We start from the raw sequence: 13,909 nt of genomic DNA, 5'->3' as shown, positions 1-13,909 counted from the left end.
GCGAACGAAATTCTAAAGTGTTCAAATAAAATATGATAATAATATACTAGTTAATACCAAATTAATTAAACAACATTTCAATACGTAAACAGCATCAATCTTTTGATGCTGTTTTTTATATTCGAATCATCAAATAATAAGCCACAACCAACTGAAAATCAAACACAAAATAAGATAAAAATCATAAAAATTTGTTCTCCAGCATTGTTCAGCCTCGATCTTTTTTATTAAATTTATATATACTAATAAAATATGATAATTCACCGAGTAACAAAGTTTATTGATCTTAGCTTTAATAATTCTACGAATTCTATAACTAATATGATGGAATCATTGAATACAGAACAAAAATGTCGAGAATATCTCGAAGAATTGCTTTGGAATGGTGACCCAATATGTACTAATTGTGCAAGTGAACGAGAAGATCATTACAAATTAAAAAAAGACGGTGAATTCAATGGTATTTATAAATGCAAAGATTGTAGAAGAAATTTCAATGTGAAAATTGGAACTATGTTTGAAAACTCTGCAATCTCACTTAGAAAATGGTTTTATGCAATCTATATTTTTACATCACACAAAAAAGGAATTAGTAGTCATCAACTTGCAAGAGATATTGGTGTAACTCAAAAAACTGCATGGTTCATGCTTTCAAGAATAAGACATTCACTACGTTCTGAAAAAGTTAAAAGTTTTAATGGTGACACTCAAGTTGATGAGACTTATATAGGCGGTAAAAATCATAAAAAATCATGGCAAAAAAGAGTAGAAAATACTCAGGGAAGAAGTACTAAAACAAAAACTGTTGTATTTGGCTTACTTAGTAATGGAAAAGTATCTACAGAAATTGTTCCTAACACAAAAGGAAAAACCCTTACAACGATTATTAAAAATATGGTCAAAAGAGGTTCTATTGTGGTTAGTGATGGTTGGAAAGGTTATTCACAAGTACACAAACATTACGAACATAAAAGTATACCTCATACTAAACTAAAGGTCAATATGTCAAAGACAATTATCATACTAACAGTATTGAAGGATTTTGGAGTTTACTAAAACGAGGAATTCTCGGTATTTATCATTCAGTTAGTCCAAAACATCTTCAACTTTACTGTGATGAATTTTCCTTTAGATATAATACTAAAGATTTTGATGAAGGTAACCGATTTAATTTTGCTTTATATTGTGCATTTGAGGAAGGTATTACTTATGAACGACTGATAGCTTAATAATTATATAAAGTTGTTTAACTTTTGATTTACTAATGTTTTCTAAATGCTGATAGTTATATTATTTATAAGAAAAATAAACCCATCTATTATAGACAGGCTTATTTAATTATTAGAAAAATTTTTCTAACAAATCAAGGATTTTGTAACCAAACTCATTAATTAAAAAATTACTGATTCTAATACAATCTTGAATAGACAAACTGCGGAAAAGTTGCTTCGCTCTAGCAACTATTTTCCTGAAAATACTAAATTTTTTCATAAAGTATGTATCAGGCCGTTTTGTCAAAATCAGGTTTTTTACCTTTTGAAAAAGTTAAATTTTTGTTAAATTTTAAAAATTTTATAATCAGTAATTTACCTTCAATTTTAATAAAAAAATTGAAGGTTTTTAGTGAATTACTATTAAATGTTAAAATTCATTAACACTTAAAAACACCAATCAATCGATTGATTTATCAAACAATTGTTTAATAATTTTATATTCCCAACACTCTAGTAGAAGCACTTAGGTAGTCAATAAATTCAGATGAATATTTATGGTAATTTTCTGTTGCATTCTGCAATTCTAATAATCCCCATATTTATCTGTTAAATCAACTTCTTTTTTATTTAAAAGATTAGCAGACTTTGTTAGAATTGTCCATGATAAAATATCTGCCTTAGACATTCTATTTCTATGCATTCTATATAATCTTACATAATTATCAAATTTAGGGATTGTTGCAATGATTTGTTTTCTTATGGCTGTTCAAACCAACCATCAATTTTTTTCAAATATTCTTTGTCTCTTTGTAAAACGTCAACCGTTGAAAGGTTACATAAAATTCGATAATATTTAGTTTTTACATATATGGCTCCATCTATTTGAGAGGTTTTATATCCCATTGATTGCATAAATCCATCTATCATTTTTAGTTCTGCATCATCTTTTTTAATCTTTTCTTTTTCTTCATTCATACTTTTAAGAAAATCTGAATACATCATGTAAAGTTTCTTAGCATTTTCATTTTCTATCAATAGTACATGACTTTCAGAGAGTTCATAATATTTTATAACTTCTTCACATAGTTCATACTTAAGAAAATGCCCTGTAACATCTTTGTCATGAAAACCCATTTTGTCTGAAATGACAATAAATGAACCTTTTAATTCATCCGATGAAATAGATATTTGTTCATCAATCGAAATCATGTAGGCTTTTCTTGTTTCAGAATTATCAGTTATTTGCTTATACTCAACTGGAAATAATGTCTGATAATAAAACTTTTTTAATGTTTGGTCATCAAAAGAAAATTTAGTTTGTCCTGATACGGAGAAGTTTGTTAGCATCAATATAGAACATGATGCTACTGTTTTGAATGTAGATAATTCAAATTTCATTGTGTGGTAGTTTTGGTTAATAAATGCTTAAAAAATAAAGCGTGGACATTGTACCAAGTTAACCAAGGGCTACCACACCCTTAAAAGCAATGATACAAGCCACGCCAAAATGGCGTACCTTATATACATTATTTGCTTTTAAAGATGAAGTTCGAAAACTTCGTTGTGGTAGTTTAGGTTAGCAATAATGCAATTAGCACGATTTATTTTACATTCCTTTTTAGCAATGGTTTTTATTTTTAATAATACAAATATAATAAAAATTATCTAGGCTGAAAAACGCAAAACCCTCTAAAATAGAGGGTTTTGATGTTTAATTATTTAAGTACAATTTTACATATAGTAAAAGAAATTATTAAAAATATTATTTCTTTTAAAAATATAAAATCAATCTTTATGTAGTTGAATTCAATATTTAATTGACCTATTGTATAACTTTGAATTAAATAAAGAATACCACATGCTAATACAAAAGAGTTGTATTTTCTAATTTTCTTTATCAGAATTTCCATTAATCTGTTTTAAAATATTTGCTAGTTCTTCAGGATTAATTTCCATTTCGGTTAATTTTTTAGATAAGTTTTCTTTAAGTTCACGATCTTTATTTTTATCTAAAAAATTATTTATTTTTTGGATTAAACCATCACTTTTAAATTTAAAACTTCCAAACAATTTGAAATTTGATTCAAACTCAGCTCCTATTAAAGCAACAATAATAGTAGCCAAAACAACTACTCCTACAACTGAATATGTAATGAATTCAATTGTTCCAGGCGATTCAACATTAATTTTCAGATTTAAATCTTTTTTATTAATATCTATATCTTCACTTTTACCAAACTCTTCTGTTAAATCTAAAAGTTCTGTCCAAGTTCTAAATACATCATAGGCAGGAAAATCTTCTTTTCTTTCAACATTTATAGAAATGATTTTAGTAGATTTTTATTATTGTGAGCGTTGTTTATAGCAGATAAGCGTATATCATCATATCCAATAGCAATATAATCGTTGTCAAGAAATGTTTCATAAAAATCACCTCCATGAGTTCTAATAAACCAATAATTTCTTTTATTACTAACTATAGTTAATGAATTTATAATCTCTTGAATATCAATATCAGCCATAAATATTTATAAAATTTTTAATGGCTCAAATTACAAAAAATTAGTACATAATGAAAATTAATTTTTTCAGAAAAAACTAATTAATCAATGTTATCTTTTTCAGTTTTTTTATTCTTTACATTCTCAGCTTCTTGAACAGTTTCTTGATTTTTATTTTCTGAAATATTTTCAGTATTTTCTTGAACGAGGATAACAGTCGAATGTTCTAAATTTTCTGCAATGAATTCTTTTAATGATTTCATAATAAATTGAATTTTAGAATATATATAATATTTATGAAAATCCTTACTTTTGAATTTGCGATGTTGTTTAATTAATTTGGTATAAACTAGTATATTATTATCTAAAATATATTCATCAAAATGCAAAAAATTAAACTAGGCTAATTTCCAAGTAACATAAACACCGTATATTTGCTAAAGAAATAAGACGACAAATAATTATCAGATAAATTAAGCAACGATATACTTGAATGTACTAAATTCCATCTTTATATAAATCCTATTAACTGCATACACATTAAATATTTTTCGTAAAATCTTTAAAAAGGTAGAAGACAATCGAAATATACTAAAGATTAAAAATGTCAATTTCTATTATTCCAAATACATAAAATTAAATTTCAAAAAAACTTTATAAATACAAAAAATTATTAATAGCCCATTCTTGCTTAATTTGACTCAATGGAACCAAATCATCAATAAAAGTCTTTGAAGGTACGCTCGTTAAGATCACAAATGCCAAATGGCACCAATTAAAGACAATTAGCGTCATTTTATTTACTTAGGATAATTGTTTTTAGGTTATAATGTAATTAAAAACATCTGATTACAACTTTAAAAATAAAATATTGTAAAACAAGTAGTACTTTTTTCGATTCGGTAATATAATAGTAGCCATTATTTTTTTGAGTGCAGGATGCTTTTCTACATTTGCAGCAGTAAAAATTCAAATCTAGGTTGGAGTCATTACACACAGTTTCACTAAAAATTTGCATTCACCCTAAAGTATGTATCAATACTTATACTAATTATTCCCGAATATTTATAGTATTTCATCTACCCTAATATTACAACAATAGAAGGACTTTGTATATCTTTGTAATAGCTATGAGTACCCAAGAAAATCTGCCCGATAAAAATTTCAGCCCTGATTTAATCATTCAGGCTTTAGTTTCATCTCCTGCACCTACATCCATCTATTCGGGAGAAAATATGATCATACGTTTTGCCAATGAAGGTATGTTGACACTTTGGGGAAAAGACTCTTCTGTTATAGGCAAACCTTTGATAGAAGCCATTCCTGAACTTGAAGGACAACCCTTTTTAGAATTATTGCAGGAGGTGTGGCCCTCTGGTCAAACGTATTCCGTACATGAGGCACCAGCAAAACTGATAAAAAATGGGATTGAAACGCTTGATTATTTTGATTATGAATATAAAGCGCTGATTGATGAAGATCATAAAACCTGGTGTATCCTCAATACCGCACTTAATGTAACCTCCCGTCGGGAATTTTTGCAGCAAATCAGGCAAAAAGAAGAACGGGAACATGCACTCAATGAGGAAATGGCTGCAACACTTGAAGAGTTGACATCTACCAATTAAGAACTCAACATATCCATGCAGCAGCTGGCAGAAAGCAGAAAGTATATTCGTACGATCATCGAACAGGCTCCTGTCGGAATTGCCATGTTAAAAGGTTCTGAACGTATTATTGAAATCGCCAATCCAGCCATTCTTACGATTTGGGGGCGTGAAGAATCTGAAGTAATAGGCTATCCGCATGAGAATGCCCGCCCAGAATTGAAAGGTCAGCCTGTCAATACCTGGCTTAGAGAAGTTTACCAAAATGGAAAACCTAAGATCAATACTGAATTCACCGTAAAATTACGCCATAACGGTGGATTAAGGGAAGCTATAGTCAACTCCATATACCAACCAATATTTAATGAACGTGGTAATATTTCAGGGGTTCTTGTCATTCTTGAAGAGATCACTGAGCAGGTTTTGGCACGCAGGAAAAATGAAAATGACCAGCAGATGTTGGCGCTTGCCATCGATGCCGGAGAACTTGCCACCTTCTATTACCAACCTGCAACCAACCTCTTTTCCGGAAATAGTCTTCTTAAAACATGGTTCGGCTTATCTTGTGACGAAAATATAGACCTGTCCGTAGCATTAGCGGCAATTTTACCTGAGGATCGAGATCACGTTACTTGAGAAATAGCGCATGCACTTAGCAAAGATTCTGATGGCCATTACGCGATAGAGTATAAAATCCAAAATCAAGTAGATAAGAAAATCAGGCTGGTACAAGCAAACAGTAGAGTTTTCTATGATAAAGAAAGTAATCCGTTAAGCCTTAATGGAACCCTTAGAGATATAACCCAACAAAAAAAAGAGGAGGAACGAAAAGATGATTTTATGGGCATGGTCAGCCATGAACTTAAAACTCCACTAACATCACTTCAAGCTTACATTCAGATCTTACAACGAATTGCAGCAAAAGAAGAAAATCCTCAGCAGCAAAACATTCTGGAAAAATGTTTTAAGCAGACGAATTACATGAACAGCATGATCAATGGTTTCCTTAATGTATCAAGACTTGATTCCGGACGATTGCATATGGAAAAAGTAATTTTTGATTTCCACGTATTATTCTCAGAAATCGAAGATGAAGTGCTGTCAACCAATCCTGCCCGTCATTTTGTTTTCAAATCATCAGGGCAGACGATGATATTGGCAGATCGTGAAAAGATAGCGCAGGTACTCCACAATCTTATTGGAAATGCAATCAAGTATTCTCCATCAGATACTTCGATAACTGTAGAATATCTGACAATGGATCAAAACAATTTGATCATTCATATTCAAGACAAGGGAATAGGAATTTCCGAAGAAGATCAGGAGCGAATATTTGATCGCTATTACAGGGTAAAAGATTTGAATAGCAGATTTATAGCAGGATTTGGTATCGGACTTTATCTTTCGAAAGAGATTATTGAGCTCCACAACGGTACTATTCAAGTGAAAAGCACCAAAAATGAAGGAACCATATTCTCAATCATCTTACCTATTGATGGTGTAAAGACCATCAATTGATACAATAATAATGGTATAGAAACCAGTTTCTTTAGATTGAAACCAGCAAAGTAAAGCAGGTTTGTTCTTCATCTGAAGTCACTGACAATACACCCCGATGTGCTTTTGCTATTTCTGATGAAATATATAATCCGAGTCCCAGGCCATTGTGATTAGATTCTATACCTCCTCTTTTAAAAGGATGAAAGAGATTCTGTAACATTTCTTCAGGGATTTTCTGACCAGTATTAGTTACCGAAATCTTCCAATTTACGTCAGTGGTCTCTGCGTGAATCAGGATTGGAGCATCAACAGAACCGTGTGTTATCGAATTAGCAATAAGGTTGGACACTAGTTGTGAAATACGTCCAGGGTCACACTCAATCGCTTTACTGATATTATAATGAGATTTAATAACTCTATCGGGGTGGGAGATTTTTAGTTCATTGGTAACTTCTTTGAGCAGTTCCTCCAAATTGACAACAGCAGGAGTAATTGAAATGCCTCCACCTAACCTGCCACGAGCCAAATCCATAATATTGTTGATCATTTCGTACATTCTTTTCGAGCTGGAATGAACGATGTTTATCAACTTTCTGTCGCGCTCACTTCTTTCAGATCTTGCTAGTAGCTGTGTTGCACTTATTACAGCGCCGACAGGGTTTCGGAGGTCATGCCCCAGTACTGCTATAAATTGTTCTCGAATGACGGCCTGTTCCTTTTCAATATTTAAGTTTGTTTCTGCAAGCTTTTTGGATATTTTAAAGTTCTCCTCATACAAACGCCTGTCGGTAGCCTTAAATAAAGTAAAACGTATAAAAACTGGTTTATTGTTTTCATCTTTTTTTTCATATCCATTAATGAAAACCGGAAATTTACCATTTCCTGTGTCAGCCAATTCAATGGATACTTCGTCAAATTGTCCTTGTATTCGAAGCAAAGGCCACAAATGGGTTTCAAAATATATTTTACTGCCTATAGCAAGAATATCTGAAAAGCGACTTTCTTTAAAATCTTCCGGATTCCCATTCAGCCATTTAGCAGCACATTGATTGACCCTCGTAATTTTTCCATTGCCATCAGTGATGACATAGCCACATAACGAAGATTCAAAAAAATCGTCAAAATCCTCTGAAAGATCAGGTGGTATTTTATCAGTCATTTAAAAATTCTTTAATTGCCGCAATGGTTTCTTCAGGTGCACTCAGATTAGGACAATGTCCCGTTGCATTCAAAATGACCAATTGACTTCCATCCATCTGTTCGTGCATATAATGTCCCACCTCAACTGGGGCAATGACATCTTGGCTACATTGAAGAATGAGTACAGGAATTTTTGAATCCTTTAGAATATCCCGTTTGTCGGTTAAAAAAGTGGTTCGTGCAAAATGTTTTGCAATCTCGGGATCAGTTTTGCAAAAACTGTTGGTCAATTCTTTCCCAAGCTCTACTCTATCAGGATTGCCCATAATTACCGGCGCTATTGACGCAGACCATCCTAAGTGATTATCATTAAGTGAATCAAGCAGTTCATTAATCTCCGATCTTTTAAAACCTCCGATATAATTTTCATCATTGATATAAGATGGCGAAGGAGCAACCAGCACAAGCTTTGCAAATAATTCAGGTGCCATTTTTGCTGCCATGATGCCCATTACTGCACTGACCGAATGCCCAATATAGACTGCATTTGAAATCTTCAGTTCTCTGGCAATTTCAACAATATCTTCGGCATAACCTTCAAGTTGATCATACTTTGTAAATGAATAGGCTGAAAGATCTGAATTTCCCGCACCTACGTGATCGAAAAGAACAGTCGTATATTTTTCCTGAAAAGCAGGTGCCACGTAGCGCCACATGTTTTGGTCACAACCAAAACCATGAGCAAAGAAAATCACATCTTTTCCTACACCTTTTATTGTAACATTATTCCTTTTTAGGACATCCATTAACTCAGTAATTTCGACAAATTTAATCATTTAATTCTGATACAATTCCATAGTTACAAAATTTAAGTTGACAAAGGTTTTGGAGTTATAAGCTAATAATATTAAGCCTAAAGATCCACAATTATTTTTGTAACAATTATTTATCGACCAATAGTGTAATGTATTGTTGTACAGAGATTAAATGATTACCATTTAAATTGATTACATTTAAAACAACTCTAAAGTGATTCTCATTGGATCATCATTATAACGTTTTAAACGCAACGGCATTAACCTCGATTAGCATTCCATCCAACGCTAGCTCTGGTACCGGAATTAACGTACTTGCCGGAAACTGATTATTCTTCCAGACCTTATGCATTTCTTCTGTCCATATTTTAAGCTTTTCCTGATTGTGGTCAACGATCAATATGGTTATTTAAAAAACATTATCAGTGGTCAATCAAGAACGGTGGTCAGATTTTGCAAAGCAGTTTACATTTTTTATGGTGTTTTGTCGTTTTACGGAAATTCGTAAAAAGTTTTTCGATTACCTTTTGTAATTGTTCGGTTTTTTTCAAATATAATAAACAATTTTAATCTTCCTAACTGAATAGGAAATGATTCTTTGACCTTCTAAAATGCTAATGAAAGTGTAACATTTGCTCTTGAGAGGAAAAATTCTCTGCAAAATCAAATAATTTCTCTGCTAAGATCTCCAATCCAAGATTCTTCTCACTATTACTACTAATCTTTTTGTATAAAGCCCGTAATTCCTGAAATGTATGCATATCTTCTTTTTTCATCAGCTCTATTCTCTCCTCGTTTATAAACTGAAAGACATCCCAAAAACTTTTCTTCAAAAGAGGAGTAACCGAGTAATTTTCAATGGGAGCTATTTTGTTTACCAAAAATTGTTCAGGACTTTTTATAAGCCATGCACAATATAAATTAGTTTAGGAATACCCACTATTTTTTTTGCTTCAGTTACTAAATCAAACATACCATCGGGGTATCTATCTAATTCACTGTAATCTATACAAATAGAAGCAAGCAGATTATCTTGGGCATTAAATCTAAATGTATCATTGTCTTCTGTAAATAACCAGCCTCTATCGCTTCCATTAGTTGTTAATATTTCGTCGGTTATTTCTTTACTACTATTACATGTTGTTAAATAAATTGCTACATCATAGAGAAGCAATCTAGGAGTTGCGGACAATTGCTGACCAATAATAATTTCTATATCTACATTATTTGTTAATTTATACATCTCTTTTATTCTATATTATCATTTTGATTGTGTTTATAAAAGAACAATGCACTTTCCTCATCCGTTATCTGAATGACAAAATCAGGATTTTGTTGAGGCATTATTCTTACCGGTCTTATGTCGTTGGTTTTGATATAATCAATCAGGTCTTTTTTGGTTGAGAGGACAGTTTTTCCTTTAAATTTCTTTATCTTTCCTTTGTACATGACAACATCATGCATTACGTAATAATTTACATGATCATTTAACTTCTTTTCAAAACAAATGACAGGATCTCCAAAAGAAATAAAATCATTGACATTTAAAAGTTCTTCAGATTTCAAAAAAACAGCTTCTGGGTCTGTCGATATTTCGTGATGTTTAAGGTTTAAAAATAAATACATAATTTAATGAATGGCTTTTACTCAAATAGGAAAAAACACCTTCTTCTATTATATGGAGAAAGCGAATCGTTCTAATATATGAATAAGGATTATTTTTTTCAATAGATACAAAATTCATTTCAGATGATAAAACATCTATTCTATAAACTTATACTGATATTTTTGATGAATATTTCCAGACAGAACATCTTCTATCACATCAATTTCATGATAATCTTCCTGGTAATAATTTGTTGTTTGTGTGGCAGCAATTACTTTAACACGTTTATTTATTTCATAAAACACTTTTTTCAGTTCTTTTTCATGTGCCATTTCAAAAACAGCTTCCCTTACATAAAAAATGACAGCCTCTATATTTTTGTAGTCAAAAGACAGATAGGCTATCAATACATCATAACCAAGTTTCTGCCCTTGGTCATTATATCCCCAATGCATGTCATAACTATAAGACCCTCCTGTAGGATGTTTCTTGAATTCTTCTAAAGTTTGTAAAGCATCTTCCAAAGTTTCCACCATTATTGTTTTTGCATCATCAGTATCGCTACCAGGACGAGGATCTGTATCTTCAAAGTGAAAATTTTGATAGTTATAATCTATTATGAAATTATTTTCCAGCATAACTTCATCAACTATACTTACAATATCTTTAGTAAGTCTTTTTTCTATTACTAAAATAGTATCTGTTGTATGGTATCCCATAATTATTTTAATTTATTTCTAAATATTTGTGCATTAAAGATAATTTCCATGATCTATTTCAAAAGAAATGTCTTTGTAATTTTCATCCAGCCATTTTTCATTAGGAAAAAAAACATTCCACATAAGAATAAATATTTCTTTAAGGTCTTCATTATCATCGCTTGGAGCAAAATCTTCCACGAAAAAGAACTGAAATAATTCTACCTTTTCAAGATTATTCAGTGTAATTTTCAGACTTTCTTTCAATCTTTGAAAAAATTATCTAAGTCTTTTTCTATAACACTTTCTTTTATCTCATTAAACCGAACTTTAGGCATCATATAAGTCTTTGGCAAAAATGGCATCTACCGCTTGACCAATTACATATTCTACATAATTATAGTAAATTATTTTCATTTCAATTGATTTAAATACTTTAGAATTTCCTCTATTTCCAATTTATAAGAATTTACATTTATTCTTTCATATAGATTTTTACAAGCATTCAGAAACTCTTTAATAAAGATATTTCTGTTTAGATAAAAAAGATTTTCATTACCTATTTTAATTCCTATCAATTCTTTTTCTTTTGTTATAATAACCTCAACAGGCTGATCTGGAAAATAAAATTTCTCAGATTCTTTATTATTGATTGTGATCTCATAAATAGCATGAATAAAATAGGAACATAACTGATCTATCAGATCCCAATATTTAAATCCTATGAGTTCTTTTCCAAAGTATGTGATGCAGATTGCTCCTTCTATATAAAAATCATCATTAATTAAATACTCACTTAACTCATTTTCATTTAATTCATTAAGCCTCAGAAAATAAAACTTCCAGTTCGGTAAGATATTTTTTAAATCATCAATGACAATATGTTTCTTTTTTAAGAAAAACTCTACATGAATTTCTTTATTTTGTATAAGATCAAGCAATTCTTCCATCTTGAGTTTATTTTTAAGTTAGCTGTTGTACAAACTTTATGATTAAAATTCTTTATAGTCCAATTCAAAAAGAATATCTTCATAATTCTTATCTTCCCAATTTTCATCAGCAAAAAAACTCTCCCATAACAATATAAAATAAGGCTTCAATTCTTCGTTATTCATGCCTGGTATCAATTCCTCTACAGGAAAAAAATTGAATAGATTTACTTTGTTGATATTGTTTAAAATTATTTTTAAACTTTCTCCTAATTGCTGTAAAAAAGTTTTATAATCAGGCTCATTAGTTGAGAAAAACTCGTTACTCTTTTTAAATTCTTCTTTTTAGCTTTGATAAGAATTAAAATTAAATGAAGCTTCTATAGATTGTAACAAAATAATGCGAATTTGTTCAACATATATTTTTTTCATGGCGATAGTCATATAATATTAACAAGGGTACAAAATAATCTTTAGTAATAATCAATAAATTAAAGTTAATATATTTACAGATATTGATTTAAACTAACATTATTTTAATAAAATAAATCCAGTTTAAGAAATTAAAATACTAAATTAATGAAACTAAGAAGAATTATACGCATAGAAGACTATCCCTTTCCTGCTGAACAACAATATTACTGAAATTAAACAAATGATGGAATCCGTAAAAAAACCAGAAACATGACTTAAAAGCCAAAAAAGAAATAAAAGAAGTAGAAGATTCTTTTGAAAAAAAATACAATGTCCGCAAGTTTAATGGTAATATGGGCGAACCGGATAATGTTACAAGCTTTATTATAGAATACGGAGTTAATCCTTTCACGCACGAACCTGAAACCCTTAAAAGTTTCCATGAAAAATATACCATTGATCTAAAACAGGAGATCCCATTCCGAAAGAAAAAAGTGAATAATTTTATCTTCAAATTCATTAAACATGATTAAAAAAATTGAAATTGGCAAACAAAAATTATTTGACGGAGATGAAGAAAAATGTCTTGAAGAGATTTTTGAACTTGAGTATCAAAAGATCAAATTAACTGATTTTTACAATAATCCGTTAAGAAATCTGAAAAAAGAAATAGATGAGGAAAGTTTTAATGCGATTATTCAAGAAAGTAAATTTAGTCTGGTCAATAGTTTTATTGAAAAATATACATCTGAAGATGGATTGGAAGTTAATTATCTCAAAAACCACAATTTGATCTATCTGTTTTCTTATGGCGAATATCAAGCAGGAAGGTATTTATTATTTTTAGAAAATATCTGGCATTATTCTGCAAAGAAAAAAATGGATAAAGAAAAATTTATTTCCAAAATTCAATCACACAAACGGTGTTCTTATATTTACAGTGAAAACGAACGAAACGAAAATACCGGCTTAATACAGGTGTGGTTATACAACGGACAGATTATTTTAACATGGGAAGAAAGTCCTGCAGGATTACAATATGATGAATCTACCTATTCTAGGGACGAAGTGCATAATTTTAACAGTTTTGAGGAGCTAAACACTTTTTTTAATGATTATAATCTTTCATATTCTAATTTCAGCTCTTAATAAAGATGGCGATAAAATTATTAAAGGGAACGCTCAAAAAATAAATTAATTACAATCTTTTAGAGAAGATAAGCCAAGAACATGAATAAAATTAAGATAAATGTAGATATTAAGCAGACAGAAACAATCATCTTATTTACAGTAAGTTTATATAATTTCTCCGAAAAAACCATTATCTCCAATATTTCTGACGATTCGGGAGATTTTACAAGAAGAACAGTTAATTTGTACGAAGAGCATCACAATAAAGTAGCAAGAGTAGATAATTACTTGTCACCAATAATTACACTGAAAATTTAATTACAATCGAAATCGGGGGATCTGCCCAATTTATTA

General features: G+C 30.3%; 18 protein-coding genes and 1 pseudogene. 6 read left to right on the top strand and 13 right to left on the bottom strand.

Features of this window, described 5'->3' with window-relative positions:
* Positions 1–309: 309 nt before the first annotated feature.
* Positions 310–1,229, top strand: a pseudogene (locus OF897_RS08240) (IS1595 family transposase); the annotation flags it as partial.
* A 741-nt stretch (positions 1,230–1,970) separates the two neighbouring features.
* On the opposite strand, the gene OF897_RS08235 reads toward OF897_RS08240, so the two are convergent.
* From OF897_RS08235 to OF897_RS08220, 4 genes are all read right to left on the bottom strand, one after another.
* Complete coding sequence (locus OF897_RS08235; protein ID WP_267265215.1) at positions 1,971–2,612, bottom strand: hypothetical protein; 642 nt, start codon at positions 2,610–2,612, stop codon at positions 1,971–1,973.
* A gap of 486 nt (positions 2,613–3,098) precedes the next feature.
* On the bottom strand, positions 3,099–3,338 hold the full coding sequence (locus OF897_RS08230; protein ID WP_267265214.1) for a hypothetical protein: 240 nt from the start codon (positions 3,336–3,338) through the stop codon (positions 3,099–3,101).
* Between the two features lie 191 nt (positions 3,339–3,529).
* Complete coding sequence (locus OF897_RS08225; protein ID WP_267265213.1) at positions 3,530–3,736, bottom strand: hypothetical protein; 207 nt, start codon at positions 3,734–3,736, stop codon at positions 3,530–3,532.
* Positions 3,737–3,816: 80 nt separating this feature from the next.
* Positions 3,817–3,978: a hypothetical protein gene (locus tag OF897_RS08220; RefSeq protein WP_267265212.1), complete on the bottom strand. Its 162-nt coding sequence runs from the start codon at positions 3,976–3,978 to the stop codon at positions 3,817–3,819.
* A gap of 867 nt (positions 3,979–4,845) precedes the next feature.
* Between OF897_RS08220 and OF897_RS08215 the strand changes: the two genes are divergently transcribed.
* The 3 genes from OF897_RS08215 to OF897_RS08205 all read left to right on the top strand — a co-directional run bounded on the left by OF897_RS08215 (position 4,846) and on the right by OF897_RS08205 (position 6,840).
* Positions 4,846–5,343 carry a PAS domain-containing protein gene (locus tag OF897_RS08215; protein WP_267265211.1) on the top strand — a complete coding sequence of 166 codons (498 nt, stop codon included), beginning with the start codon at positions 4,846–4,848 and terminating at the stop codon, positions 5,341–5,343.
* A 15-nt stretch (positions 5,344–5,358) separates the two neighbouring features.
* Entirely contained in the window at positions 5,359–5,958 is a 600-nt protein-coding gene (locus OF897_RS08210; protein WP_267265210.1) for a PAS domain-containing protein, read from the top strand.
* A gap of 204 nt (positions 5,959–6,162) precedes the next feature.
* Positions 6,163–6,840, top strand: a complete 678-nt coding sequence (locus OF897_RS08205; RefSeq protein WP_267265209.1) for a sensor histidine kinase — start codon at positions 6,163–6,165, stop codon at positions 6,838–6,840.
* A gap of 31 nt (positions 6,841–6,871) precedes the next feature.
* Here OF897_RS08205 and OF897_RS08200 read toward each other — a convergent pair whose 3' ends face one another.
* From OF897_RS08200 to OF897_RS08160, 9 genes are all read right to left on the bottom strand, one after another.
* Positions 6,872–7,981 (bottom strand): PAS domain-containing sensor histidine kinase, encoded by a 1,110-nt coding sequence (locus OF897_RS08200; RefSeq protein WP_267265208.1) that lies wholly within the window; start codon positions 7,979–7,981, stop codon positions 6,872–6,874.
* The gene (locus OF897_RS08195; protein WP_267265207.1) at positions 7,974–8,768 is read right to left on the bottom strand and encodes an alpha/beta fold hydrolase; all 795 of its coding nucleotides are present in this window, start codon (positions 8,766–8,768) and stop codon (positions 7,974–7,976) included. Before OF897_RS08195 ends, OF897_RS08200 begins: the two co-directional genes overlap by 8 nt.
* 244 nt (positions 8,769–9,012) lie before the next feature.
* Positions 9,013–9,177, bottom strand: coding sequence for a RidA family protein (locus OF897_RS08190; protein ID WP_267265206.1), 165 nt, complete (start codon positions 9,175–9,177; stop codon positions 9,013–9,015).
* 498 nt (positions 9,178–9,675) lie between these two features.
* A complete protein-coding gene (locus OF897_RS08185) occupies positions 9,676–10,020 on the bottom strand; it encodes a hypothetical protein (protein WP_267265205.1) in 345 nt (114 codons plus the stop codon).
* A 5-nt stretch (positions 10,021–10,025) separates the two neighbouring features.
* Positions 10,026–10,403, bottom strand: a complete 378-nt coding sequence (locus OF897_RS08180; RefSeq protein WP_267265204.1) for a hypothetical protein — start codon at positions 10,401–10,403, stop codon at positions 10,026–10,028.
* 135 nt (positions 10,404–10,538) lie between these two features.
* Complete coding sequence (locus tag OF897_RS08175; protein ID WP_267265203.1) at positions 10,539–11,102, bottom strand: hypothetical protein; 564 nt, start codon at positions 11,100–11,102, stop codon at positions 10,539–10,541.
* A gap of 33 nt (positions 11,103–11,135) precedes the next feature.
* Entirely contained in the window at positions 11,136–11,348 is a 213-nt protein-coding gene (locus OF897_RS08170) for a hypothetical protein (protein WP_267265202.1), read from the bottom strand.
* Positions 11,349–11,494: 146 nt separating this feature from the next.
* A complete protein-coding gene (locus tag OF897_RS08165; protein WP_267265201.1) occupies positions 11,495–12,031 on the bottom strand; it encodes a hypothetical protein in 537 nt (178 codons plus the stop codon).
* Positions 12,032–12,073: 42 nt separating this feature from the next.
* On the bottom strand, positions 12,074–12,196 hold the full coding sequence (locus tag OF897_RS08160; RefSeq protein ID WP_267265200.1) for a hypothetical protein: 123 nt from the start codon (positions 12,194–12,196) through the stop codon (positions 12,074–12,076).
* Positions 12,197–12,949: 753 nt separating this feature from the next.
* Between OF897_RS08160 and OF897_RS08155 the strand changes: the two genes are divergently transcribed.
* Together OF897_RS08155 and OF897_RS08150 are read left to right on the top strand one after the other, a co-directional pair.
* Complete coding sequence (locus OF897_RS08155) at positions 12,950–13,573, top strand: hypothetical protein (protein WP_267265199.1); 624 nt, start codon at positions 12,950–12,952, stop codon at positions 13,571–13,573.
* A gap of 81 nt (positions 13,574–13,654) precedes the next feature.
* Positions 13,655–13,873: a hypothetical protein gene (locus OF897_RS08150; RefSeq protein ID WP_267265198.1), complete on the top strand. Its 219-nt coding sequence runs from the start codon at positions 13,655–13,657 to the stop codon at positions 13,871–13,873.
* Positions 13,874–13,909: the final 36 nt, after the last annotated feature.

Origin of the sequence: Chryseobacterium formosum, from assembly GCF_026460885.1 — a bacterium.
GTDB lineage: Bacteria > Bacteroidota > Bacteroidia > Flavobacteriales > Weeksellaceae > Chryseobacterium > Chryseobacterium formosus.
Note: the sequence above shows the minus strand (reverse complement) of the source record. Positions and strands in the feature narration are given on the sequence as shown.